Source organism: Streptomyces boetiae (assembly GCF_031845405.1).
In the GTDB taxonomy this organism is placed as follows: Bacteria; Actinomycetota; Actinomycetes; order Streptomycetales; family Streptomycetaceae; genus Streptomyces; species Streptomyces boetiae.
In genome coordinates this window covers 146873-171026 of sequence record NZ_JAVREN010000003.1, presented here as the reverse complement: position 1 = coordinate 171026, position 24154 = coordinate 146873, and the positions used below count along the sequence as shown (strand labels likewise).

19 protein-coding genes are annotated in these 24154 nt (G+C 74.7%); 9 read left to right on the top strand and 10 right to left on the bottom strand.

The genetic code is table 11. From position 1 onward, the window contains the following. Positions 1-5 precede the first annotated feature (5 nt). Positions 6-1259 (bottom strand): site-2 protease family protein, encoded by a 1254-nt coding sequence (locus RM780_RS03135; protein WP_311628942.1) that lies wholly within the window; start codon positions 1257-1259, stop codon positions 6-8. 98 nt (positions 1260-1357) lie between these two features. Here RM780_RS03135 and RM780_RS03130 point away from each other — a divergent pair, with 98 nt between their 5' ends. Both RM780_RS03130 and RM780_RS03125 read left to right on the top strand, forming a co-directional pair. Then, a complete protein-coding gene (locus RM780_RS03130) occupies positions 1358-2317 on the top strand; it encodes a RecB family exonuclease (protein WP_311628869.1) in 960 nt (319 codons plus the stop codon). 50 nt (positions 2318-2367) lie between these two features. Further along, positions 2368-3036 (top strand): response regulator transcription factor, encoded by a 669-nt coding sequence (locus RM780_RS03125; protein ID WP_311628868.1) that lies wholly within the window; start codon positions 2368-2370, stop codon positions 3034-3036. A gap of 35 nt (positions 3037-3071) precedes the next feature. Here RM780_RS03125 and RM780_RS03120 read toward each other — a convergent pair whose 3' ends face one another. The 3 genes from RM780_RS03120 to metH all read right to left on the bottom strand — a co-directional run bounded on the left by RM780_RS03120 (position 3072) and on the right by metH (position 9125). Next, positions 3072-4670 carry an ABC transporter substrate-binding protein gene (locus RM780_RS03120; RefSeq protein ID WP_311628866.1) on the bottom strand — a complete coding sequence of 533 codons (1599 nt, stop codon included), beginning with the start codon at positions 4668-4670 and terminating at the stop codon, positions 3072-3074. Between the two features lie 41 nt (positions 4671-4711). After that, positions 4712-5452 (bottom strand): HAD family hydrolase, encoded by a 741-nt coding sequence (locus RM780_RS03115; RefSeq protein ID WP_311628865.1) that lies wholly within the window; start codon positions 5450-5452, stop codon positions 4712-4714. A 160-nt stretch (positions 5453-5612) separates the two neighbouring features. Further along, on the bottom strand, positions 5613-9125 hold the full coding sequence (gene metH, locus RM780_RS03110; protein WP_311628864.1) for a methionine synthase: 3513 nt from the start codon (positions 9123-9125) through the stop codon (positions 5613-5615). A 241-nt stretch (positions 9126-9366) separates the two neighbouring features. Between metH and RM780_RS03105 the strand changes: the two genes are divergently transcribed. The 5 genes from RM780_RS03105 (at position 9367) to RM780_RS03085 (ending at position 15491) form a co-directional block, all read left to right on the top strand. Beyond that, positions 9367-10134, top strand: a complete 768-nt coding sequence (locus tag RM780_RS03105) for an IclR family transcriptional regulator (protein ID WP_311628863.1) — start codon at positions 9367-9369, stop codon at positions 10132-10134. Positions 10135-10285: 151 nt separating this feature from the next. Then, positions 10286-11098: an MIP/aquaporin family protein gene (locus tag RM780_RS03100; protein WP_311628862.1), complete on the top strand. Its 813-nt coding sequence runs from the start codon at positions 10286-10288 to the stop codon at positions 11096-11098. Between the two features lie 38 nt (positions 11099-11136). Further along, on the top strand, positions 11137-12666 hold the full coding sequence (gene glpK, locus RM780_RS03095) for a glycerol kinase GlpK (RefSeq protein WP_311628861.1): 1530 nt from the start codon (positions 11137-11139) through the stop codon (positions 12664-12666). Between the two features lie 5 nt (positions 12667-12671). Continuing rightward, positions 12672-14270: a glycerol-3-phosphate dehydrogenase/oxidase gene (locus tag RM780_RS03090; protein WP_311628860.1), complete on the top strand. Its 1599-nt coding sequence runs from the start codon at positions 12672-12674 to the stop codon at positions 14268-14270. 231 nt (positions 14271-14501) lie between these two features. Further along, a complete protein-coding gene (locus RM780_RS03085) occupies positions 14502-15491 on the top strand; it encodes a PAC2 family protein (RefSeq protein WP_311628859.1) in 990 nt (329 codons plus the stop codon). Positions 15492-15579: 88 nt separating this feature from the next. Here RM780_RS03085 and mshC read toward each other — a convergent pair whose 3' ends face one another. The 5 genes from mshC to RM780_RS03060 form a co-directional block, all read right to left on the bottom strand. Beyond that, entirely contained in the window at positions 15580-16809 is a 1230-nt protein-coding gene (mshC, locus tag RM780_RS03080) for a cysteine--1-D-myo-inosityl 2-amino-2-deoxy-alpha-D-glucopyranoside ligase (RefSeq protein WP_311628858.1), read from the bottom strand. A 196-nt stretch (positions 16810-17005) separates the two neighbouring features. After that, on the bottom strand, positions 17006-17854 hold the full coding sequence (locus RM780_RS03075) for an SCO1664 family protein (protein WP_311628857.1): 849 nt from the start codon (positions 17852-17854) through the stop codon (positions 17006-17008). Next, positions 17815-18408: a DUF3090 domain-containing protein gene (locus RM780_RS03070; RefSeq protein WP_311628856.1), complete on the bottom strand. Its 594-nt coding sequence runs from the start codon at positions 18406-18408 to the stop codon at positions 17815-17817. The genes RM780_RS03075 and RM780_RS03070 overlap by 40 nt, the downstream gene beginning before the upstream one ends. A 64-nt stretch (positions 18409-18472) precedes the next feature. Further along, positions 18473-19165: an MSMEG_4193 family putative phosphomutase gene (locus tag RM780_RS03065; protein ID WP_311628855.1), complete on the bottom strand. Its 693-nt coding sequence runs from the start codon at positions 19163-19165 to the stop codon at positions 18473-18475. A gap of 59 nt (positions 19166-19224) precedes the next feature. Next, complete coding sequence (locus tag RM780_RS03060) at positions 19225-20274, bottom strand: LLM class F420-dependent oxidoreductase (RefSeq protein ID WP_311628854.1); 1050 nt, start codon at positions 20272-20274, stop codon at positions 19225-19227. 85 nt (positions 20275-20359) lie between these two features. Between RM780_RS03060 and RM780_RS03055 the strand changes: the two genes are divergently transcribed. Then, entirely contained in the window at positions 20360-21346 is a 987-nt protein-coding gene (locus RM780_RS03055; protein WP_311628853.1) for an aldo/keto reductase, read from the top strand. A gap of 188 nt (positions 21347-21534) precedes the next feature. Beyond that, entirely contained in the window at positions 21535-23415 is a 1881-nt protein-coding gene (locus RM780_RS03050) for a helix-hairpin-helix domain-containing protein (RefSeq protein WP_311628852.1), read from the top strand. Between the two features lie 67 nt (positions 23416-23482). Here the strand turns inward: RM780_RS03050 and RM780_RS03045 are convergent, their stop codons facing one another. After that, positions 23483-24148 (bottom strand): hypothetical protein, encoded by a 666-nt coding sequence (locus RM780_RS03045; RefSeq protein WP_311628851.1) that lies wholly within the window; start codon positions 24146-24148, stop codon positions 23483-23485. Positions 24149-24154: the final 6 nt, after the last annotated feature.

Sequence of the window (24154 nt, the reverse complement as noted above, 5' to 3'; positions counted from 1 at the left end):
CCGGATCATGGCGCGGACCTGGGCCGGGGTGAGGGGTGGGTCCGGGCCATGGCGTCGATGAAGGCGCGCTCCACGTCGCTGGTGGACAGGACGCCGTAGATCTCGCCGGTCTCCTCCACGACGAGATACTCGGTGGCCGGGGCGGTGCGCAGGTGGTCGAGCAGGCCCTCGCCGCTGAGGTCGGCGCGCACACGCATCCCGGCGGTGAGGTCCTGGGCGAGCGTGGCGACAGGGACCCAGGGGCGGCGGTGCTGCGGGACGCCGGCGATGCCGGCCTCGCGGACCACGGAGAGGGGCCGGCCCTCGGCGTCGACCACGACCAGGGCGCGGGCGCCGGCGTCGTTGGCCCGGCGCAGGGCCTCGGAGAGCGGGGTCTCGGCGGTGACGGGAACGGCTCGGCGGGTGAGGGCGCGGGCGCTGAGGGCGGGCAGGCGTTCGCGCAGGCGGGCCATGCGCAGGCTGTTGCCGGCGCCGGTCCAGATGATGGCGGCGAGGATGGCGGCCAGCAGTGCGTCGGTGAGGGTCTCCACGCCCGTGAGGGACTCGCGGCCCCCGCCGGTGCCGTAGTGCGTGGCCAGGGGGAAGCCGATCAGGACGGCGACGGCCAAGGCCCGGCCGGTCCAGGCGGCGGCGACGGTGCCGGTCATGGCGTTGCCCGAGAGCTTCCAGACCACGGCGCGCAGCATCCGCCCGCCGTCCAGCGGGAGTCCGGGCAGGAGGTTGAACGCCGCCACGATGAGGTTGGAGATCATCAGGCCGGCCAGCAGCACGCCGGGAACGGTGTCGGCGCGCACCGCCAGCATGGACAGCGCGAAGGCCCCGGCGAGCGCGAGGGAGAGCAGGGGCCCGGCGCCCGCGAGGACGAACTCCCGCCCGGGGGTGGGGGATTCCTTCTCGATCTCGGAGACGCCGCCGAAGAACTGGAGCTGGATGCGGCGCACCGGCAGGCCGAAGCGGACGGCGGCGAGGGTGTGGGCGATCTCGTGGACCAGGACGGAGGCGTAGAAGGCGACGGCGAAGAAGAGGGAGACGAGGTAGCGGCTGCCGCCGAGGTCCGGCAGGACGCGGTCGAGCTGGTTGCCGAAGAACCAGGTGATGAGGGCCGCGACGAGGAACCAGCTGGGCGCGACGTAGACCGGGACGCCGACGACCCGGCCCATCAGGATCCCCCCGGTCGGCCCGCGGCGCGGCGGGGCGCCGTCCGGTGCCCGACGGTCCCGGTCCCGGGGTGTGCGGCCGCTGTCGGAGTCTCCCACCAGTTCCCCTCGTCGCCGTGCGCCCGGTCCTGCGCTCAGGTGCGGGCCCGGAGTCGATGGTATGCGGGGAAGTGTCAGTGACGCGCCGTAGGGTTCGCTCCATGACTGGGACTTCCGCCTCGCCGCCGGACTCGCTCTCCCCTTCCCGGGCCGCCGATTTCATGCAGTGTCCCCTGCTCTACCGCTTCCGGGTGATCGACAAACTGCCGGAGGAGCCGAGCGCGGCGGCGACCCGCGGGACGGTCGTGCACGCCGTGCTGGAGCGGGTGTTCGACGCGCCGCCGGAGCAGCGCAGCGCGCCGCGGGCCAGGGCCCTGGTCGCGACGGAGTGGGAGCGTCTGCTGGCGCGGCGCCCCGAGCTGGCGCGGCTGTTCGCGGAGGAGGGCGCGCCGGGGCCTGTTGAGGGGACCGAGGGGGACGAGGGGACCGAGGGGGACGAGGGGACCGAGGGGGACGCGAGGTCGGAGAAGGCCGCGATCGATCCGGCGCGGCTGGCGGAGTGGCTGGCGGGGGCCGAGCAGCTGGTGGAGCGGTGGTTCTCGCTGGAGGACCCCGCGCGGCTCCAGCCCGCCGAGCGGGAGCTGTTCGTGGAGACCCGGCTGGACTCGGGGCTGCGGCTGCGCGGCGTCATCGACCGGGTGGACGTGGCCCCCGGCGGCGAGGTGCGGATCGTCGACTACAAGACGGGCCGCGCCCCCCGGCCGGAGTACGCGGCCGAGGCGCTGTTCCAGATGAAGTTCTACGCGCTGGTGCTGTGGCGGCTGCGCGGGGAGGTCCCCCGCCGCCTCCAGCTGGTGTACCTGGGCAGCGGGGACGTGCTGACCTACGACCCGGACGAGGCCGACCTGCGCGGGGTCGAACGCAAGCTGCTGGCGCTGTGGGAGGCGATCCGCACGGCGACCGAGTCCGGCGACTGGCGGCCGAGCCGGGGGCGCCTGTGCGACTGGTGCGATCACCGCGCGCGCTGCCCGGAGTTCGGGGGCACTCCCCCGCCCTACCCGCTGGTGATCCAGCCGCGGCTGCCGCTGGAGGGCGCCGGAGAGGCGGTCGGAGGGAGGTGAGCGAGAATGGTCGGCGGCCGACCCGTGAGGCCGGAGGGAAGGGTGGCACCGTGCCGATCCGCGTTCTGCTCGTCGACGACCAGCCGCTGCTGCGCACCGGGTTCCGGATGATCCTGGAGGCCGAGGGCGACATCGCGGTGATCGGGGAGGCCGGGGACGGCCTCCAGGCGCTGGACCAGGTGCGGGCGCTCCAGCCCGACGTGGTCCTGATGGACATCCGGATGCCGCGGATGGACGGCGTGGAGGCGACCCGGCAGATCACCGGCCCGGACAAGGACGGCCCGGTGAAGGTCCTGGTACTGACCACCTTCGACCTGGACGAGTACGTGGTGGAGGCCCTGCGGGCCGGGGCCAGCGGCTTCCTGCTGAAGGACGCCCCGGCGGCCGAGCTGGTGCAGGCCATCCGGGTCGTGGCGGCCGGGGAGGCGATGCTGGCCCCCAGCGTCACCCGCCGCCTGCTGGACATGTACGCCGAGAAGCTGCCCTCGGGCGAGGAGCAGGTGCCCGACGCCCTCCAGACGCTGACCGAGCGGGAGGTGGAGGTGCTCAAGCTGGTCGCCCGCGGCCTGTCCAACGCCGAGATCGCGGCCGACCTGTTCGTCAGCGAGACGACCGTGAAGACGCACGTGGGGCACGTGCTGACGAAGCTGGGCCTGCGGGACCGGGTGCAGGCGGCCGTCTTCGCCTACGAGAGCGGGCTGGTGCGGCCGGGGAGCTGACGGGCGTTCGGGGGCGCCCGGGGCCCTGACGGGGCTCAGTCGGCGGGGGCGTTCACGATCTCCCAGAAGCGGAAGACGGTGGAGGCGTCCAGGGTCCACTGGAGCCCTGCGATGTTCTCGGCCGCGACAGCGTACTGCCGCCCCTGCCACAGCGGGATCAGCGGCAGGTCCTCGGCCACGATGTCCTGCACGGCGGCGAAGTCCCGGGCGGTGCGCGCCCGGTCGCTCTCGCTCTCGGTGCGCGGCATCAGCTCCTCGCTGATGCGCGGGGAGTCGTAGTTGTTGGCCAGCACATTGCCGTCGCCGAAGAAGGGCGCGGTGAAGTTGTCCGGGTCGGGGTAGTCGGGGACCCATCCGCGGACGTAGGCGCCGAACTCGCCGTTCTCCACGCCCTCGTCGAAGGCGTCGGCGTCCACGCTGCGGACGCGGGCGCGGAAGAGGCCGCTGTCGTTGAGCTGGCGGGCGATGTGCTCGAAGGCGGCCACGGTGTCGGGGCCGAAGCGGACGGGCGTGACCCACAGGGTCAGCTCCACGGGCTCGGTGATGCCCTCCTCGCGCAGCGCGGCCTCCGCCTCCCCGGGGCGCGGGTTGTCGCCGTAGGCGTCGAAGAACGGCGTGGTGTGCCCGGTGATCCCGGCCGGGACGACGGAGTACAGCGGCTCGGCGGTGCGCCGGTAGACGTCGCGCACCAGCGCGGAGCGGTCGAGCAGGTAGGCGACGGCCCGCCGGACGCCGAGGCGGCCTGCCACCGGGTCGTCCAGGTTGAAGACCAGGTGCTGGACCTCGGCCCCGGCCCCCTCCACGACGGTGAGCCCCCGCTCCCCGACGACGCCCGCGGTGTCCAGCTCGGCGATGTCCCCGGCGGTCAGGCCGCGGTAGGCCACGTCCACCTCGCCGCGCTCCAGGGAGCCGCGCAGCGCCTCCTGGTCCCCGTGGAAGAGGCGCAGGGTGACCCCGGAGTTCCGGACCTCGGCCGGGCCGGTGTAGCGGGAGTTGACGGCGAAGACGGCCTCTTCCCCGTCCCAGCTCTCCAGCGTGTAGGCCCCGGAGCCCACCGCCCGGCCGTCGGTGCGCAGCGCGTCCGCCGGGTAGGAGAGGTGGTCCACGATGGCCCCGGCGCCGGAGGCGATCTTCTGCGGGAAGGTGGCGTCCGGCCGGCCGAGGTGGAAGGTCACGGTGCGGTCGTCGGGCGTCTCGATCCGGTCGATGGAGGAGAGCAGGACGGCCGGGCCGTCGGGGTCGTCGATGCGCAGGGTGCGGTCGAAGGAGTACTTGACGTCGGCGGAGGTCAGCTCGTTGCCGTTGCTGAACGTCAGGTCCCGGCGGAGGGTGCAGGTGTAGCGGCGGCTGACGCGGTCGGTGAAGCCGCAGTCCTCGGCCGCCTCGGGCTCGGGCTGGGTGCCGCCGGGCGGAAAGCTGAGCAGGGTCTGGAAGACGTTGCTGAACACCATCCAGGAGCCGGGGTCGTAGCCGGAGGCCGGGTCGAGGGACCCGATGGCGTCGGTCATGCCGAGCGTCACGGGCCGGCCCTCGCCGGGCTCGTCGCCGCCGGTCAGACCGCAGCCGGCGAGCAGCAGCGCGACGGCGAGACCGGCAGCCAGGGGGAGCGCCACCCACGAAAGGCGTTTCGTCAACGTCTCTTCCTTAGCGTTCGCCCTCTGCGACTGGCTCGACCCTAAACCGGAGGCGCGGCCACCTCCGAGTGAGATGCGTCACCCCCGCGGGCGCCGGCCACGCTGCGGAGGAGGGCGAGGTCCACGGCCTCCAGCGAGGGGACCACGGTGCGCCCGGCGCCCGGCGGGATGGCCGCCACGGAGGGAACGGCGATCACGTGGCAGCCGGCCGCCTCGGCGGAGGTCACGCCGGTGACGGTGTCCTCCACGGCCACGCAGCGGGCCGGGTCGGCGCCCAGGCCCGCGGCGGCGGCGAGGTAGGGGTCGGGGTGGGGCTTGGTCCGGGGCAGCTCGTCGCCCGCGACGGTGAGCGCGAAGTTCTCCGGGCCCAGCCAGGCCAGCATCCGGTCCATCACGGCGCGGTGGGTGGCGGAGACCAGGGCGGCGGGGACCCCGTGCGCGGCCAGCTCGGCCAGGAGCCGGCGGGCGCCGGGCATCAGGGGCACGCCCAGCTCCAGGCGGCGCAGGAAGGTGGCGTTGAGCAGGTCGCGCAGGGCGTCCAGGGTGATGTCCGCGCCGGTGACCTCGATGAGGTAGCCCGCGCTGCGGGTCATGGGGCCGCCGACGACCACGGCGCGGTGCTCCTCGGCCAGCCGGTGGCCGAGCGCGGCGAAGACCTCCACCTCGGCGTCCCACCAGAAGCCCTCGGTGTCCACCAGCGTGCCGTCCATGTCCAGCAGGACGGCCTGGGGGCCGGGGCCGAGGGGGGTCGGGGCGTCGACGGCGGGCAGGGAACTGGTCATCCGCACTCACCTCCACGAAAGGGACACGAAGGCCGGCCGCCCCCGGCGGGGGCGACCGGCCTGTACCGGACCGATCAGTGTACGTGCCCGCCCGGCGTGTCGCCCGTGCGTTTCCGCCGGGGGTCCCTCCGCGGAGAGCCTCGGTGGGCGGCGGCGGGCCTCAGCGGGCGTTGAAGTAGTTCGCCTCCGGGTGGTGGAGGACGATCGCGTCGGTGGACTGCTCCGGGTGGAGCTGGAACTCCTCCGAGAGGGTGACGCCGATCCGCTCGGACCCCAGCAGCTCGGCGATCTTGGCCCGGTCCTCCAGGTCGGGGCAGGCCGGGTAGCCCAGGGAGTAACGGCAGCCCTGGTACTCGGTGCGGAACATGCCGGCCAGGTCGCCGGGGTCTCCCCCGGCGATGCCCAGCTCGTCGCGGACCCGGGCGTGCCAGTACTCGGCGAGCGCCTCGGCGAGCTGGACGGACAGGCCGTGCAGCTCCAGGTAGTCGCGGTAGGAGTCGGCGGCGAACAGCTCGGCCGTGGCCTCGCTGACCCGCGGCCCGATGGTGACGGTCTGGAGGGCGACGACGTCCGTCTCGCCGCTCTCGGCGGGGCGGAAGAAGTCGGCCAGGCACAGGCGCCGGCCGCGCCGCTGGCGCGGGAAGGTGAAGCGGGTGCGCTCCTTGCCGTCCTCGTCGAGGATGACCAGGTCGTCGCCCTCGGCGTGGCAGGGGAAGTAGCCGTGGACGACGGCCGCCTCCAGGAGGTTGTCGGTGTGCAGGCGGTCCAGCCAGCCGCGCAGCCGGGGCCGGCCCTCGGTCTCCACCAGCTCGGCGTAGTCGGGGCCGTCCCCGGCGCGCGAGGGCTTCAGGCCCCACTGCCCCTTGAAGAGCGCGTCCTCGTCCAGCCACTCCGCGTAGTCCTTGAGCGGGATGCCCTTGGTGACGCGGGTGCCGAGGAAGGGGGCGCGGGGCACCGGCACGTCGGTGGCCGTGGCGGAGCGCGCGGGCAGGTCCGTCTCGCCCTCGGCGGGAAGCGGCGTCTCTCGGCGCGGGACGCGGCGCTGCTTCAGCTCGGGCAGCCCGGCGCCGGGCAGGCCGCGCTTGACGGCGACCAGGGCGTCCATCAGCCGCAGCCCCTCGAAGGCGTCGCGGGCGTAGCGGACCTCGCCCTGGTAGACCTCGTGCAGGTCCTGCTCGACATAGGCCCGGGTGAGGGCGGCGCCGCCGAGGATGACGGGGTAGTCGGCCGCCATGCCGCGGCGGTTCAGCTCCTCCAGGTTCTCCTTCATGATCACGGTGGACTTCACCAGGAGGCCGGACATGCCGATGACGTCGGCGCGGTGCTCGGCGGCGGCGTCCAGGATGGCGGAGACCGGCTGCTTGATGCCGAGGTTGACCACGTTGTAGCCGTTGTTGGTGAGGATGATGTCCACGAGGTTCTTGCCGATGTCGTGGACGTCGCCGCGGACGGTGGCCAGCACGATGGTGCCCTTGCCCTCGTCGCCGGTTCGCTCCATGTGCGGTTCGAGGTGGGCGACGGCGGCCTTCATCACCTCGGCCGACTGCAGGACGAACGGCAGTTGCATCTGCCCGGAGCCGAACAGCTCGCCGACCACCTTCATGCCGGACAGCAGCGTGTCGTTGACGATCTCCAGCGCGGGCCGGGCGGTCAGCGCCTCGTCCAGGTCGGCCTCCAGGCCGTTGCGCTCGCCGTCGATGATGCGGCGCTGGAGGCGTTCCTCCAGGGGCAGCGCGGCCAGCTCCTCGGCCTTGCCGGCCTTCATCGACCTGGTGTCCACGCCCTCGAAGAGCTCCAGGAAACGCTGGAGCGGGTCGTAGCCGGGGGCGCGGCGGTCGTAGATGAGGTCGCGGGCGACCTGGACCTGCTCGGCCTCGATGCGGGCGATCGGCAGGATCTTGGCGGCGTGCACGATCGCGGAGTCCAGGCCGGCCTTGACGCACTCGTCCAGGAAGACGGAGTTGAGGACGAGGCGGGCGGCGGGGTTGAGGCCGAAGGAGATGTTCGACAGGCCCAGGGTGGTCTGGACGTCGGGGTGGCGGCGCTTGAGCTCGCGGATGGCCTCGATGGTGTGCAGGCCGTCGCGGCGGGACTCCTCCTGGCCGGTGCAGATGGTGAAGGTCAGGAAGTCGATGAGGATGGCGCCGGGGTCGAAGCCCCAGTTCCCCGTGAGGTCGGCGATCAGCCGCTCGGCGATGGCCAGCTTGGTCTCGGGGGTGCGGGCCTGGCCCTCCTCGTCGATGGTCAGGGCCATCAGCGCCGCGCCGTGCTCGGCGGCGAGGCGGGCGACGCGGGCGAAGCGGGAGTCGGGGCCGTCGCCGTCCTCGTAGTTGACGGAGTTGATGACGGCCCGGCCGCCGAGCTTCTCCAGGCCCGCCTCGATGACGGCCGGCTCGGTGGAGTCCAGCACGATGGGCAGCGTGGAGGAGGTGGCCAGGCGCCCGGCCAGCTCGGCCATGTCGGCGGCGCCGTCGCGGCCGACGTAGTCCACGCACAGGTCCAGCAGGTGGGCGCCCTCGCGGATCTGCTCGCGGGCCATCTCCACGCAGTCGTCCCAGCGCCCCTCCAGCATGGCCTCGCGGAACTTCTTGGAGCCGTTGGCGTTGGTGCGCTCCCCGATGGCGAGGTAGGAGGTGTCCTGCCGGAAGGGGACGGCCTGGTAGAGCGAGGAGGCGGCTGCCTCGGGGCGGGGGTCGCGCGGGGCGGGGGTGAGGCCGCGGACGCGCTCGACGACCTGCCGCAGGTGCTCGGGCGTGGTGCCGCAACAGCCGCCGATCAGGGACAGGCCGAATTCCCCGACGAACTCCTCGTGCGCGTCGGCCAGCTCTGACGGGGTGAGGGGATAGTGGGCCCCGTCCTTGCCGAGGACGGGCAGGCCGGCGTTGGGCATGCAGCTCAGCGGCACCCGGGCGTGGCGGGCGAGGTGGCGCAGATGCTCGCTCATCTCGGCCGGGCCGGTGGCGCAGTTGAGGCCGATCATGTCGATGCCCAGAGGCTCCAGCGCCGTGAGCGCGGCGCCGATCTCGGAGCCCAGGAGCATGGTGCCGGTGGTCTCGACGGTGACCTGGACGATCAGCGGCAGGTCGGCGCCGGCGGCCGTGAGCGCGCGGCGGGCGCCGAGCACGGCGGCCTTGGTCTGGAGGAGGTCCTGGCTGGTCTCCACCAGCAGGGCGTCGGCCCCCCCGGCGATCAGGCCCTCGGCGTTGCGCTGGTACGCGTCGCGCAGGGGCCGGAAGGTGGTGTGGCCCAGGGAGGGCAGCTTGGTGCCGGGGCCGATGGAGCCGAGCACCCAGCGCAGCCTGCCGTCCTCGGCGGCCAGCTCGTCGGCGGTCTCCCGGGCGATCCGGGCGCCGGCCTCGGACAGCTCCGTGATGCGCTCGGGGATCTCGTACTCGCCGAGGGCGGCGAGGTTGGCGCCGAAGGTGTTGGTCTCCACGCAGTCCACGCCGGCGTCGAAGTAGGCGCGGTGCACCGCGCGGACGATGTCGGGCCGGGTGACGTTGAGGACCTCGTTGCAGCCCTCCAGCTGCTGGAAGTCCTCCAGCGTCGGGTCGTGGGCCTGAAGCATGGTGCCCATGCCGCCGTCGGCGACGACGACGCGGCCGGCGAGGGCCTCTCGGAGGGCGGCGGCCCTGGTGGCGGGCCCGGCGGCGGGCGTGCTGGATGCGTCCATGGACTGCTCCCGGGGAATGCGACGGCTGTCGGCTATGCGCGGCCGTGACGGAGCGCACCGGGCCAGCGTAACGGCCCGGCGTGCCCGGCAGGGAGGCCAGGACGCCCGGCCACGGACCGTAGACTCGTTGTCCCGGACGGGGATCTATCGGCATACCCCGCCAGTGTTCGACAATGCCGAACAGCATCGGATACCGCGGTGCCGAATGGCCACAGTGCGGCGGACCACAGGAGGCAACGCCATGGCTCGGACCATCCAGTCGCTGGAACGCGCCGCGGCGGTGCTGCGGCTGCTGGCCGGCGGCGAGCGGCGCCTGGGGCTGTCCGACATCGCCTCGGCCATCGGGCTGGCCAAGGCCACCACCCACGGGCTGCTGCGCACCCTCCAGCAGGAGGGCTTCGTGGAGCAGGACACGGCCTCGGGCAAGTACCAGCTCGGCGCGGAGCTGCTGCGCCTGGGCAACAGCTACCTGGACGTCCACGAGCTGCGCGCCCGCGCCCTGGTCTGGACGGACGACCTGGCGCGCTCCAGCGGGGAGAGCGCCTACCTGGGCGTTCTCCACCAGCAGGGCGTGCTGATCGTGCACCACGTCTTCCGCCCCGACGACAGCCGCCAGGTGCTGGAGGTGGGCGCGATGCAGCCCCTGCACAGCACGGCGCTGGGCAAGGTGCTCGCGGCCTTCGACCCGGTGGCGCACAACGAGGTGATGGAGGCGGGCGAGTTCCCGGCGATCACCGAGCTGACGGTGACGGACCCGGCCGAGTTCGAGAAGGGCCTGGAGGAGACCAGGTCCCGGGGCTGGGCCAGCGACCTGGGCGAGACCTGGGAGGGCGTGGCCTCGATCGCCGCCCCCATCCTCGACCGGCGGCGGATGCCGGTCGGCGCGGTTGGCATCACCGGCGCGGTGGAACGCATGCAGGCAGGAGGAACGCTCCACCCCAGGCTCGTGGCGGCGGTCCGGGACTGCGCCCGGTCCGTGTCGCGCGACCTGGGAGCCGGGCGTTTCTAGGACAATCCTGGCATCTGGCCGCTAACTTCCGCACACCACTTGACGGCAGCGCCCTGGAGGAGAAAACTGCCGGTCGGCGGTCGACAATGCCGAACAACGGACGAAAGCCGCCGGTCCTCCATCACCTGGACGAAGGACAAAGGAGTCACCGATGTCCAGTTCCGACATCTTCTTCGGCGAGCTGCTGGGCACCGCCGTTCTGATCCTGCTCGGCGGCGGCGTCGTCGCCGCCGTCGTGCTCAAGAAATCGAAGGCGTTCGGCGCCGGATGGGTCGCCATCACCCTCGGATGGGGCCTGGCCGTCCTCTCCGGCGCCTACGTCTCCGCTCAGCTCTCCGGGGCCCACCTCAACCCGGCCGTCACCCTCGGCATCGCCATCGACACCGGCGAATGGGGCGACGTGGGCACCTACCTCGCCGGCCAGATGCTCGGGGCCATGCTCGGCGCCGTGCTGGTGTGGCTCGCCTACTACGGCCACTTCCAGGCCCACCTCGCCGACCGTGAGATCGTCGGCGGTTCCGACACTCCCGGCCCGCCCGCGGTGGACGACCCGCGGCGCGCCGAGGAGCGCCCGGTCGCGGACGGCCGGGGCCCGGGCCCCGTGCTCGGCGTCTTCTCCACAGCCCCCGAGATCCGCAACGCGGTCCAGAACCTCACCACCGAGATTCTGGGCACCGCGGTCCTGGTGCTGCTGATCCTGGGCATCGGCCTGAACGAGGGCCTGGCCCTCTCCGGCACCGGAACGCTGATGGTCGCCCTGGTCGTGGTCGGCATCGGTCTCTCCCTCGGCGGCCCCACCGGGTACGCCATCAACCCCGCGCGCGACCTGGGCCCGCGCATCGTGCACGCGCTCCTGCCGCTGCCGAACAAGGGCGGCTCCGACTGGAGCTACGCCTGGGTCCCCGTCGTCGGCCCGCTGATCGGCGGCGCTCTCGCCGGCGGCATCCACAACGCCCTCTTCTGACCCCTAGCCGCCCGGAACCCTGACCAGGAGCCGTGATCATGAGCACCTCCCCCGACGCCCCCCGCGAGTACATCGCCGCCATCGACCAGGGCACCACCTCCAGCCGCTGCATCGTCTTCGACCGGGACGGCCGCATCGTCTCCGTCGACCAGAAGGAGCACGAGCAGATCTTCCCCAAGCCCGGCTGGGTCGAGCACGACGCCGCCGAGATCTGGACCAACGTCCAGGAGGTCGTCGCCGGCGCCCTGGAGAAGGCGCAGATCACCAAGGACCAGGTGAAGGCCATCGGCATCACCAACCAGCGCGAGACCACGCTGCTGTGGGACCGGGCGACCGGCGAGCCGGTGCACAACGCCATCGTCTGGCAGGACACCCGCACCGACGCCCTGTGCCGCGAGCTGGGACGCAACGTCGGCCAGGACCGCTTCCGCCGCGAGACCGGCCTGCCGCTGTCCTCCTACTTCGCCGGTCCCAAGATCCGCTGGCTGCTGGACAACGTCGAGGGCCTGCGCGAGCGCGCCGAGCGCGGCGAGATCCTCTTCGGAACGATGGACTCCTGGGTCATCTGGAACCTCACCGGCGGCCCCCGGGGCGGCGTGCACGTCACCGACGTCACCAACGCCTCCCGCACCCTGCTGATGAACCTGCGCACCATGGAGTGGGACGAGAAGATCCTCGCCTCCATCGGCGTCCCCGCCGCCGTGCTGCCGGAGATCCGCTCCTCCGCCGAGGTCTACGGCACGGCCAGGGGCGGCGCGCTGGACGGCGTTCCCGTCGCCTCGGCCCTCGGCGACCAGCAGGCCGCCCTCTTCGGCCAGACCTGCTTCTCCGTCGGCGAGGCCAAGTCGACCTACGGCACCGGCACCTTCCTGCTGATGAACACCGGCACCGAGGCGATCAACTCCTACGCCGGCCTGATCACCACCGTCGGCTACCGCATCGGGGACCAGCAGCCGGTCTACGCGCTGGAGGGCTCCATCGCCGTCACCGGCGCCCTGGTGCAGTGGATGCGCGACCAGATGGGCCTGATCAAGAGCGCGGCCGAGATCGAGACGCTGGCCCTGTCCGTGGAGGACAACGGCGGCGCCTACTTCGTCCCCGCCTTCTCCGGCCTGTTCGCCCCCTACTGGCGCGCCGACGCCCGCGGCGTGATCGCCGGCCTGACCCGGTACGTCACCAAGGCGCACATCGCGCGCGCCGTGCTGGAGGCGACGGCCTGGCAGACCCGGGAGATCGTCGACGCGATGAAGAAGGACTCCGGCGTCGAGCTGACCGCCCTCAAGGTCGACGGCGGCATGACCTCCAACAACCTGCTGATGCAGAACATCTCGGACTTCCTCGGCGCCCCCGTCGTGCGCCCGATGGTCTCCGAGACCACCTGCCTCGGCGCCGCCTACGCCGCCGGCCTGGCGGTGGGGTTCTGGTCCGGCACCGAGGAGCTGCGCGCCAACTGGCGCCGCGCCGCGGAGTGGACCCCGCACATGGAAGCGGCCGACCGCGACCGCGAGTACCAGTTCTGGCTCAAGGCCGTTCAGCGGACCATGGGCTGGCTCGAAGAGGAGAACTGACAGACATGAACACCCTGCACCCGACCGCCGGCTCCGTCACCACAACGGGACCGGAACGGCGTGCCGAGACCAGGCAGTTGCTGGCCACGGCCACCTACGATCTGCTGGTCGTCGGCGGCGGCATCCTGGGCATCTCCGTCGCCTGGCACGCCGCCCAGTCGGGGCTGCGGGTCGCGATGGTGGACGCCGGCGACTTCGCCGGCGCCACCTCCTCCGCGTCCTCCAAGCTGGTCCACGGCGGGCTGCGCTACCTTCAGACCGGCGCGGTGCGGCTGGTCGCGGAGAACCACCACGAGCGCCGCGTCCTGGCCCGGGACGTGGCCCCCCACCTGGTCAACCCGCTGACCTTCTACCTGCCGGTCTACAAGGGCGGCCCGCACTCCGCCGCCAAGCTCGGCGCCGGCGTCTTCGCCTACTCGGCCCTGTCCGCCTTCGGCGACGGCGTGGGCCGGGTCATCTCCCCGGCCAAGGCGGCGGCGGCCAACCCCGCGCTGCGCACCGAGAACCTGCGGGCCGTCGCGGTCTACGGCGACCACCAGATGAACGACTCGCGCGTGGCCGTCATGACCGTGCGGGCCGCCGTCCAGGCCGGGGCGACGGTGCTCAACCACGCCGAGGTCACCGGCCTGCGCTTCACGAAGGGCCGCGTCACCGGTGCCGAGGTGCGCGACCGCCTCGACGGCACCGAGTTCGGCGTGGACGCCCGCCTCGTGCTCAACGCGGCGGGCCCCTGGGTGGACCACCTGCGGCGGATGGAGGACCCGGGCGCGGAGCCCAGCATCCGGCTGTCCAAGGGCGCCCACCTGGTGCTGCGCCGCACCGCCCCCTGGGGCGCGGCGATGGCCACCTTCGTCGACAAGTACCGTGTCACCTTCGCGCTCCCGTGGGAGGACCAGCTGCTGCTGGGGACCACCGACGAGAGCTACGAGGGCGACCCGGCCGACGTGCGCGCGACGGAGGCCGACATCCGGCAGATCCTCGACGAGGCCTCCCTGTCGGTGAAGGACCAGGCGCTGGACCGCTCCCTGATGACCTACGCCTTCGCGGGCCTGCGGGTGCTGCCCGGCGGCCCCGGCGGCGTGGAGACGGCCAAGCGGGAGACCGTGGTGACCGAGGGGCGCGGCGGGATGCTGTCGGTGGCCGGCGGCAAGTGGACCGGGTACCGCCACATCGGCCGGATGGTGCTGGGCAAGCTCGCCACCCAGCCCGGCTCGGCCCTGGCCCGCGAGATGGAGCCGCCCTCGGGCCTGGTGCGCCGGGTGCCCCTGCCGGGCCTGGCCAACCCCAGCGCGGTCGCGCACCGGCTGCTGACCGACCGCGACCCGGGCGCCGCCCTGGACGCGGCGACGGCCCGTCACCTGGCCACCCACTACGGCTCGCTGGCGTTCGAGATCACCGACCTGGTGCGCCACGACCCGGCGCTGGGCGAGCGCATCCACCCCGAGGGCCCGGAGATCTGGGCCCAGGTGGTCTACGCCCGCGACCAGGAGTGGGCCGAGACGGCGGACGACGTGCTGCGCCGCCGCACCACCCTGACGATCCGCGGCCTGGACACGGACGAGGTCCGGGCCCGCGTCACGGAGGTCCTCGGGCGCGCCGCGTAGCGCGCGGAGCGGGCGCGCCGCGGTGCGCCACGGGCCCCGGCCGGGACGACCGGCCGGGGCCCGTCGGCGTGCGCGCCGTGCTCGGCGTGACCGGCTCGTCACCGAGCATGACCGTGCGCAGGCGTACGAGGGCTGCGGGCTGGGCACGGTCACGCCGTAGGCTGGGCCGCACGGAACACTTACGTGAGCCGGGCCGGGCGCCGCCCCGGCCGCGGCGGGAGGAGGCGCTGGGTGATCGAGCTCGATGGGGTTCCCGAGCTGGTCGACCCGGTCATGGTGGCCGCGTTCGAGGGCTGGAACGATGCTGGTGACGCCGCCTCCGCCGCGGTCGCCCACCTGGAGCGGGAGTGGAAGGGCGAGGTCTTCGCGGCGCTGGACGCCGAGGATTACTACGACTTCCAGGTCAACCGGCCCCAGGTGTGGCTGGACGGCGGCGTGCGCCGCGTCACCTGGCCGACGACCCGGCTGTCGGTGGTGCGGATCGGGTCGGAGGAGGGGCCGGTGCGCCGCCGCGACCTGGTGCTGGTGCGCGGCATCGAGCCCAGCATGCGCTGGCGTTCGTTCTGCAACGAGATCCTCGGCTTCGCGCACGAGCTGGGCGTGGAGATGGTCGTGGTGCTCGGCGCCCTCCTCGGCGACACGCCGCACACCCGTCCGGTGCCCGTGACCTCCGTCGCCTCCGACGAGCGGCTGGCGCAGCGGCTGGACCTGGAGGAGTCGCGGTACGAGGGCCCCACGGGCATCGTGGGGATCCTCCAGGAGGCGTGCGGCCACGCGGGGGTGCCGGCGGTGACGCTGTGGGCGGCCGTTCCGCACTACGTGGCGCAGCCGCCGAATCCGAAGGCCTCGCTGGCGCTGCTGCACGCACTGGAGGACCTGCTGGGGGTGGGCATCCCGCTGGGCGACCTGCCCGAGGACGCCCGGGCCTGGCAGATCGGGGTGGATCAGCTGGCCGCCGAGGACAGCGAGGTCGCCGAGTACGTGAAGTCGCTGGAGGAGGCCCGGGACACGGCCGATCTGCCGGAGGCCTCGGGCGAGGCCATCGCCAAGGAGTTCGAACGCTATCTGCGGAGGCGGGACGGGCATCCGCCGGCCGGGGACCCCCCTTCCTCCTACCTGCGCGACCCCGGCAGCGGGCGGACCCGGCCGAGCCGCAGGCCACCGGAGGGCGGGGACCAGGGCCCGCAGGACCCGGGTCCGGGCGAGGGCCAGGAGGAGTGAGCGACGGCCCCGGCGGGTGATGCCCGCCGGGGCCGTGGCGTTTCCGGGCCGCCCGCGCGGGGCGTGAGGGGCCGTCAGCCCGTGCGTTTCACAGGGCGACGCCGAGCAGGGCGTCCACGGCGCGGCTGACCTCGCCGGTGGCGCCGGTGTCGGTGCCGCCGGCCGCGTGCTGGGCGTCGGCCCAGCGGTCCACGGCGGCCAGCGCGGCGGGGGCGTCGAGGTCCGCGGCCAGGGCGTCGCGGATCTCCTCGGCCACGGCCGCGGCCGGGGGCCCCTCGGGACGGGAGACGGCGGAACGCCAGTGGTCCAGGCGCCGCAGGGCCCGCTCCAGCACCTCGTCCGTCCACTCCCAGTCGGCGCGGTAGTGCCGCGAGAGCAGGGCCAGGCGGATGGCGGCCGGGTCCACGCCGTCCCGGCGCAGCCGGGAGACGAGGACGAGGTTTCCCCTGGACTTCGACATCTTCTCGCCCTCGTAGCCCACCATCCCGGCGTGCACGTAGGAGCGGGCGAAGGGGAACTCCCCCGTCAGGACGTGCGCGTGGGAGGCGCCCATCTCGTGGTGCGGGAAGACGAGGTCGGAGCCGCCGCCCTGCACGTCGAAGCCGTTGCCCAGGTGCTCCAGGGCGATGCCGACGCACTCGATGTGCCAGCCGGGACGGCCGGGGCCGAGCGAGGCGCCGTCCCAGGAGGGCTCCCCGGGGCGGGCGGCGCGCCACAGCAGCGGGTCGACGGGATCTTTCTTGCCGGGGCGCTCGGGGTCCCCGCCGCGCTCGGCGGACAGGGCGCGCATCGCGGCGGCGTCCAGGTGGGAGACGGAGCCGAAGTGACGGTCGGAGTCCACCGAGAAGTACACGTCGCCGTCGAGGTCGTAGGCGGCGCCCCGCTCCCGCAGCCGCTCGATGAGCGGCACGATCAGCGGTATCGCCTCCACGGCGCCGACGTAGGCGCGCGGGGGCAGGGTCCGCAGGGCCGTCATGTCCTCGCGGAACAGGGCGGTTTCGCGCTCGGCCAGCGCCGTCCAGTCCTCGCCGGTGGCGGCGGCCCGCTCCAGGAGCGGGTCGTCGACGTCGGTGACGTTCTGCACGTAGTGCACCTGGCGGCCCGCGTCGAGCCAGATCCGCTGCACCAAGTCGAAGGCCGTGTAGGTGGCGGCGTGCCCGAGGTGGGTGGCGTCGTAGGGGGTGATGCCGCAGACGTAGAGGCGGGCGACCGGGCCGGGACGGAGCGTCACCCGCCCGCCCGAGGCGGTGTCGTGGAGGGTGAGATCGCGCCCCTGACCGGGCAGGACGGGGACCTTGGGGGCTGGCCAGGCATGCATGGGCCGAGCCTATCCGGCGCCCCGTCACCGCACGACAGGGCCGGGGCGGCCCGGCCGCCCGGCGGCTGTGCTAGACCCGGAACGGCCGGGGCCGTTCCGGGCTGCGGGCCGTGCCGGGCCGTTCCCGTCCGGGCCCGTCCGGGCGCGCGGGCCGTGAGGCCGTGCCGGGCGAGGCCGTTCCGGGATGCGCGGGGTGTCAGACCAGGGGCCAGGGGAAGGCGGGCCATTCGCCGGAGGGGGTGGGGTGGCGGCCGGTGCGGAGCAGGGTTTCGGTGCGGGCGCGCAGGGCGTCGCGCTCGGCCGGGGTGATCAGCGCGGCCAGGCGTCCGGCCAGGGGGCGGCCCTCGGCCAGCTCGGCGCTCAGGCCGCGCAGCGCCTCGCGCACCGGGTCCGGCAGCGGCTCGCCTGCCCAGCCCCACAGCAGGGTGCGGAGCTTATTGTCCGTGTGGAAGGTGACGCCGTGGTCGATGGCGTACAGCCGGCCGTCGGGCAGGGGCAGGAGGTGGCCGCCCTTGCGGTCGCCGTTGTTGATCACCGCGTCCAGGGCGGCCAGGCGGCGCAGCCGCTCGTCGTCGGCGTGCACGAGCAGCGCGGTGCGCCCGGCGTCCACCTCGGCGAAACCCACGGCCTTCCAGCCCGGCTCGGGCGTCTCCGCCTCGACCAGCGCCAGCAGCCCGTCGGGCCCCGGCGCCTCGTCCTCCTCGGCGTCCGGCGCGGGGCCGACCCACTGCTGGCACATGCCCTCGCCCATCGGCCCGTCCCGCAGGACCGTGGGCGGCACCAGCTCCCAGCCCAGCGCGCGGGAGACCTCGTAGGCGGCGACCTCGCGCTGCGCGAGCGTCCCGTCGGGGAAGTCCCACAGCGGGCGCTCTCCGGCGACCGGCTTGTAGACGCACGGCAGGCGCGCGCCGGCCAGCTCGGCGGTCGCGTACAGCACCGCGTTGGAGGCCTCCACGATTCGGCCGTGCACGGTCAACGCGCCCCGTGCCAGAACCTCTTCGGCGTCTACACCCGGCTGCGGCGGTATCCGTTCTGGCGCGGACATACGTGTCCCTCCGGGTCGAGCGGCAGGCTGCAGAGCGGGCAGGGCGGCCGTCCGGCGTTGACGACCTCCAGAGCCCGCTTGGCGAAGGCGCGGGCCATGGTGCCGCTGAGGCGGACGCGCAGCATGGGGGGGCCGTTCTCGTCGTCGCGCAGCAGGCGCTCCTCGGCCTCGGCGAACGCCTCCTCGGACTCGGCCTCCAGCTCCACCAGGGCCTGGGCCTCCACGATCATGCGCTCGCTGTCGCTGTCCCAGGCCAACGCCATGGTGCCGACGCGGAACTCCTCCTCCACGGGCGTCTGGAGGGGCTGGGAGTCGGAGAGTTCGGGCGGGGCGACCGCCGGGACCGAGGTGTTGCCGCCGGAGCGGCGCACGACTTCGTCCAGCAGCTCGTCGATGCGCTCGGCGAGCGCCTCGACCTGCGCCTTCTCCAGCGCGACGCTGGTGGTGCGGCCGTCCGCCGATGCCTGCAGAAAGAAGGTACGGCGGCCAGGCAGCCCGACCGTCCCGGCGACAAACCGTTCGGGAGGGTCGTAGAGGAACACCTGACGGGACACGTACGGCTCCGTGGGTCGGTTGCTTGAGACACTGGCACCCTACTGCGCTTCGCGATCACCGTGGTCAGGCACCACCGCCCACGGGAGCCCGCTCGGCCTCCCCGGCGTCCCGCGCGGCTGCCTCGGTGCGCGGCACGAACTCCGCGAGGTCCCCGGTGTCCCCGAACCGCAGCAGGGCGGGCGGGCGCCCGTAGTGAAGGGCCGTCACGGACGCGGGCCGGGGGTGGAAGCGCTGGAAGAGGTCGAGGTGCAGGCCCAGGGCGTCGGCGACGATCGCCTTGATGTTGTCCCCGTGGGTGCACATCAGCCAGATCGCGTCCTGGCCGTGCTCGGCGGCGATCCGCTCGTCCCAGTCGCGGACGGCCTCGGTCACGCGGGCGTGCATCGCGCGCAGGGACTCGCCGCCCGGGAAGACGGCGGCCGAGGGCTGGGAGCGCACCACGGCCATCAGGGGCTCCTCGGCCAGCTCCTTGAGCGGCCGGTTCGTCCACGCGCCGTAGTCGCACTCGACGACGCGCTCCTCGACGTGCGCCGGGAGCCCGGGGCGCTCGGCGAGCAGGGGAGCGAGGGTCTCGGCGCAGCGCTGGAGCGGGCTGTGCACGGCGGCGGCCAGCGGGATGCCCGCGAGCCGTGCGGGGAGCGCGGCGGCCTGGGCCGCGCCGTAGTCGTCGAGGGCGACGCCGGGGGTGCGCCCGGCCAGAAGACCCGAGGCGTTGGCGGTCGTTCTCCCGTGGCGCAGGAGCAACAGGGTGGGCATGCCGCAAGCCTACGGTCCCCCTCCGACAGCGCCGCCCGGCGCGGCCCGGGGTGCCGCGCTCAGGCCAGCCCGGCGCGTTCCAGGGCCTCGACCCCGGCGCGCAGCCCGGCGATCCGCTCCTCCAGGGCGAAGCCGGCGGGGGCCAGGGAAAGCGTGGTCACCCCGGCCTCGGCGTAGGTCCGCATCCGGTCGGCGATCCGCTCGACGGGGCCGATGAGGGTGGTGGAGTCGATCAGCCGGTGGGGAACGGCCGCGGCGGCGCCGTCCTTGTCGCCCGCCAGGTAGAGGTCCTGGATGCGCGCGGCCTCCTCCTCGTACCCCATGCGGCGGGCCAGGGCGTTGTAGAAGTTCTGCCTGCGGCTGCCCATGCCGCCCACGTACAGGGCGGTGTAGGGGCGGAAGTGGTCGGCCAGGGCGTTGATGTCCTCGCCCACGGCCAGCGGGACGGTGGGGACGACGTCGAAGCCCTCCAGCGTCTGCCCGATCCGGGCACGGCCCTCACGCAGCGCGCCCAGGGTGGTCTCCTCGGCGTGCTCGGGGGCGAAGAAGATCAGCAGCGCGCCGTCGGCGATCTCGCCGGTCTGGGCGAGGTTCCTGGGGCCGATGGCGGCGATGTAGAGGGGGATGCGCTCGCGGACGGGGTGGACGGTGAGCTTGATCGGCTTGCCGGGGCCGCCGGGCAGCGGGAGGGTCCAGTGCTCGCCCTCGTGGGTGAGCCGCTGGCGGGTCATGGCCTTGCGGACGATCTCGACGTACTCGCGGGTGCGGGCCAGCGGCTTGTCGAAGCGCACGCCGTACCAGCCCTCGGAGACCTGGGGGCCTGAGACGCCCAGGCCCAGGCGGAACCGCCCGCCGGAGAGGGTGTCCAGGGTGGCGGCGGTCATCGCCGTCATCGCGGGGGCGCGGGCGGGGATCTGCATGATCGCCGCGCCGACGTCGATGCGCTCGGTGTGCGCGGCGACCCAGGTCAGCACCGTGGGAACGTCCGAGCCGTAGGCCTCGGCGGCCCAGCAGACGTCGTAGCCCAGGCGGTCCGCCTCGCGGGCGACGGCCAGGTTGTCGGCGTCCATCCCCGCGCCCCAGTAGCCGAGGTTGATCCCGAGTCGCATCGTTGCTCCTCCAGCACGTCTTACCCACGAGTAACACACCCGTCCCCCGGACTGTATCCCGCCCGCGCAAGTACGCTCAACGCCCATGGATCTCAGGCACCTGGGCCGCACCGGCCTGCGCGTCTCCCGGCTCGGCCTCGGCACCCTCACCTGGGGGCGCGACACCGGGGAGCGGGAGGCCGCGGACCTGCTGAAGGCGTTCTGGGAGGCCGGCGGCACCCTGGTGGACACCGCGGACGTCTACGCGGACGGCGGCGCGGAGTACCTGCTGGGGCGGCTGCTGGGCGACCTGGTACCGCGCCGGGACCTGGTGATCGCGACCAAGGCGGGCTGCGTCCCCGATCCCGAGCGGCGCGTGGACGCCTCGCGGGGGCACCTGCTCTCCGCGCTCGACGCCTCGCTGGAGCGCCTGGGCACGGACCACGTGGACCTGTGGCTGCTGCACGCCTTCGACCCGGACACGCCGCTGGAGGAGACCCTCCAGGCCCTGGACATCGCCGTGTCCACCGGGCGCGCCCGGTACGCCGGGGTGGCCGGCTTCAGCGGCTGGCAGCTCGCGAAGGCGGCGACGTGGCAGCGTTCCGCCCCCGCCACGCGCACCCCGCTGGCCGCCGCGCAGCTTGAGTACTCGCTGCTCCAGCGCGGCCTGGAACGCGAGGTGCTGCCCGCCGCGCTCGACCTGGGCGTGGGGCTGCTGCCGTCCTCGCCCCTGGGCCGGGGGGTGCTGACGGGCAAGTACCGGCAGGCCGAGGCCCCGCCCGGCTCGCGCGGGGCCTCGGAGCAGCTGGGGCCGTTCGTCGCGCCCTACCTGGACGAGGCGGCGGGCCGGATCGTGGAGGCGGTGGCGATAGCGGCGGACGGGCTGGCGGTCACCCCGCTCCAGGTGGCGCTGGCGTGGGTGCGGGACCGGCCGGGGGTGGTGGCGCCGCTGGTCGGCGCGCGCACGGCCGCGCAGCTCGGGGAGGCGTTGTCAGTGGAGGCGCTTAGCCTTCCTGACGAGATCTGCCGGGCGCTGGACGACGTGTCGGCCCCGGTGCACCGCTACCCCGACCCCGACTGGAGCACGCTGTGAGCGAGGCGACCGACGCGTCCGCGGGACCGGCCAGGCCCGCGCCCTCCCCCGGGCCCTCCCAGGCCCCCGAGCCGCCCGGCCCTGCTGAGGCACCGGCGGCCGCGAAGTCCCCGGGCGGGCCCGGAGGTTCGCAGTCGTCCGGGGTCCCGGACGCGCCGGAGCCTCCCGTTCCGGCGGGGGCCTCGCCCATGCGCGGGCCCTCGGGCGCGGCGGGGTCCGCCGCGGACCGGGCCGCCGAGCTGCGGGCCGCCGTGCGGGCCGTGGAGAGTGGCGAGCGTTCCGCGGACTCCTTCTTCACCCGGCCCGCGCCGCCGCGGCGGGCCGCTCCCCGGGCCCCCGCGCCCGCGGTGCGCCCGACGGCCCCGGACCGGCCCGTGCCGGTGCCCGCCGGGCTGCCCGAGCTGCTTGCGGAGGGCGGCGCCCCGCCCGGGCTCGCGCAGCGGGTCGCGGCGGCGCTGGGCGCGGGCGCGGCCGAGGAGCTGCGGGCCGACCCCTGGCGGCTGCTGGCCGCCCCGGGCGTCGGGCCGGAGCAGGCGGACGGCTTCGCGCGGGCGCTGCTCGGCCCGGCCGGGGGCCCCGGCGACCCGCGCCGGACGCGGGCCCTGACCGGCTGGCTCCTGGAGCGGGCCGCGCGCGCCGGGCACACCGCCCTGGAGGCGTCCGTCGTCGCCCGTGAGCTGGCCGGGTGCGCCGTGCCGGACCCGGACGAGGCGGTGCGCGAGGCCGTCGAGGCAGGCGCGGTCCTGGTCTTCCGGGACGCCGCCCCGGGGGCCGACGCGGAGGCGGAGCCGCGGGTGCTGCTCGGCCTGGAGCGGTACGCCCTGGCCGAGGAGAGCCTGGCGGACGGGCTGGCCCGCCTGCGGGGCACGTTCGCCGGTGCCGGCCCGGACTGGTCAACGCCCGGGGCGGGCCCCGCCGGGGCCGCGGAGCTGATCCGCGCGGCGGCCGGCGGCCCGCTGGCGGTGCACAGCGGCGGCGAGGCCGCCCGCGCCGAGCCGGCGGCGCTGGTCGCGGCGGCGCGCGCCGCGGGCCTGCGGGCCTGCGCCGCCGCCCGCACGCACGACGGCCGGGCCCGCCTGGCGGCCCTGCTGCCGCGGGAGGACGCGCAGGCGGCGGTGACGCTGGCCGGGCTGCTGGAGGGAAGCGAGGGCCCGGGGCGGGACGCCGAGGGGCTGCTGGCCCTGGATCTGGTGGCCGTCCTGGACGCCGGGCAGCTCGGCGCGGAGGAGGCCGCGGCGCTGGTGGAGTCTCTGCCGGACGGCTCCCGGCTGGTGCTCAGCGGCGACCCCCTGGTGCTCGGCCCCGCCGGTCCCGGCCAGGTGCTCGCGGACGTGCTGGCCGCCGGGATCTGCCCGCGCCTGGCCTCCCGCGTGCCGGACCCGGGCCCGGTGGGCGAGCTGGTCTCCGGCATCGGCGCGGGGGAGCTGACGGAGGTCGCCGCCCCGGACCGCGAGGTGGTGATCGTTCCCGTGGGCGACCCGGGCGAGGCGGTGCACCGCGCGGTGCAGCTCGTGGCTGACTCGATCCCCCGCGCCTTCGGCCGCCCGGCGGGCGAGGCCCGGGTGATCACCGCGGCCCACGGCGGCCCGGCCGGCACCCGCGCGCTGAACGCCGCCCTGAAGGAGCGGCTCAGCCCCGGCCCGGGCCGTTTCGGCGGCTTCGACCCGGGCGACCCGGTGGCCCACTCCCCCGCCCCCGGGCGGACGCGGCTCGCCGTGGTGGCCGACGCGGACGCCGAGGGGCTGTGGCTCCGGGACGGGGCCGAGCGCTTCCGGGTGGCCAGGGAGCTGGTCGCGGAGACCGTGCGGCACGGCTGGGCGCTGACCGCGCACCAGGCCGCGGGCTGCCGCTGGTCCGCGGCGGTCGTGGTGGTGCCGGGGGACCCGGCGGGCGTGGCGGCGCTGGACCGGTCCTGGGTCTACACCGCCTTCGGCCGCGCCGAGCACCACCTGTCCGTGGTGCAGGGTGCGGGGCCCGGCCTGGCCACCGCGGTGGCGAGGCCGCCCGCGGCCCGGACGACCCGGCTGCGGGCGCTCCTCGGCGAGCAGGCGGCGGCCGGGGCCGGCTGACCGGCCGCGCCGGCCGGGGCCGGGCGGCGGGTCGGTTCACGGGGCCCGGTCGGCAGGCGGGCCCCGGTCAGTCCACGGGGTCCAGGTCGTCCTCCTCGAACGCCTCGCTGATGTCGAAGCGGCACAGGACCCGCTCGGGGTCGACGGCGTCGAAGGGGGCGGCCAGCCACTCCCCCGGCTCGGCCGGCTCCTCCGCCGCGGTCACCCAGAGCGTGGCGTCGCCCTCCTCCAGCCCGAACTCCTTGTGCCGGGTGGCGATCTCGTCGGGGTCGAACTCTCCGAACAGCACCCCCAGCGCGGCCTGCATGCTGCGGCCCGCCGCCTCGCCGGGCCCGCCCTCGCCGTCCTCCTCGCCGGCCGACTCCGGGTCCAGCTCGGTGACCCGCCGGGCCTGCGCCAGCAGCCGCCGCGGCTCGACGACCGCGTAGTCCCGGCGGATGAAGACGCTCAGCGCCTCCGGCTCCTCGGGGCCCGCGTAGGACGCGCCGCCCTCCGTGCCCGGCACCTCGAAGGGAGTGACCTCGTCGTAGACGTCGTACAGCAGCTCGTCGTACGCCTCGCCCGCGGCGGCCATCTCGTTGAACGCGGCGAACACCGAGGCGTCGGCCGCGGAGTCGCCGTCGGGCGCCGCGGCGCGCCGTTCGATGGCGGCCAGGTGCCGGTCGATCGCCTCTTTGAGCGCGTCGGCGGCGGCGCGGACTTGGGCAGCCGTGGGCTGCTCAGCATCAGACATGGTGCA

Bases quoted from the DNA above. Each gene is read 5' to 3' on its own strand.
- RM780_RS03130 (WP_311628869.1), top strand. From the start codon at position 1,358: ATGACTGGGACTTCCGCCTCGCCGCCGGACTCGCTCTCCCCTTCCCGG.
- RM780_RS03115 (WP_311628865.1), bottom strand. From the start codon at position 5,452: ATGACCAGTTCCCTGCCCGCCGTCGACGCCCCGACCCCCCTCGGCCCC.
- metH (WP_311628864.1), bottom strand. From the start codon at position 9,125: ATGGACGCATCCAGCACGCCCGCCGCCGGGCCCGCCACCAGGGCCGCC.
- RM780_RS03105 (WP_311628863.1), top strand. From the start codon at position 9,367: ATGGCTCGGACCATCCAGTCGCTGGAACGCGCCGCGGCGGTGCTGCGG.
- RM780_RS03100 (WP_311628862.1), top strand. From the start codon at position 10,286: ATGTCCAGTTCCGACATCTTCTTCGGCGAGCTGCTGGGCACCGCCGTT.
- glpK (WP_311628861.1), top strand. From the start codon at position 11,137: ATGAGCACCTCCCCCGACGCCCCCCGCGAGTACATCGCCGCCATCGAC.
- RM780_RS03090 (WP_311628860.1), top strand. From the start codon at position 12,672: ATGAACACCCTGCACCCGACCGCCGGCTCCGTCACCACAACGGGACCG.
- mshC (WP_311628858.1), bottom strand. From the start codon at position 16,809: ATGCATGCCTGGCCAGCCCCCAAGGTCCCCGTCCTGCCCGGTCAGGGG.
- RM780_RS03075 (WP_311628857.1), bottom strand. From the start codon at position 17,854: ATGTCCGCGCCAGAACGGATACCGCCGCAGCCGGGTGTAGACGCCGAA.
- RM780_RS03065 (WP_311628855.1), bottom strand. From the start codon at position 19,165: ATGCCCACCCTGTTGCTCCTGCGCCACGGGAGAACGACCGCCAACGCC.
- RM780_RS03060 (WP_311628854.1), bottom strand. From the start codon at position 20,274: ATGCGACTCGGGATCAACCTCGGCTACTGGGGCGCGGGGATGGACGCC.
- RM780_RS03055 (WP_311628853.1), top strand. From the start codon at position 20,360: ATGGATCTCAGGCACCTGGGCCGCACCGGCCTGCGCGTCTCCCGGCTC.
- RM780_RS03050 (WP_311628852.1), top strand. From the start codon at position 21,535: ATGCGCGGGCCCTCGGGCGCGGCGGGGTCCGCCGCGGACCGGGCCGCC.
- RM780_RS03045 (WP_311628851.1), bottom strand. From the start codon at position 24,148: ATGTCTGATGCTGAGCAGCCCACGGCTGCCCAAGTCCGCGCCGCCGCC.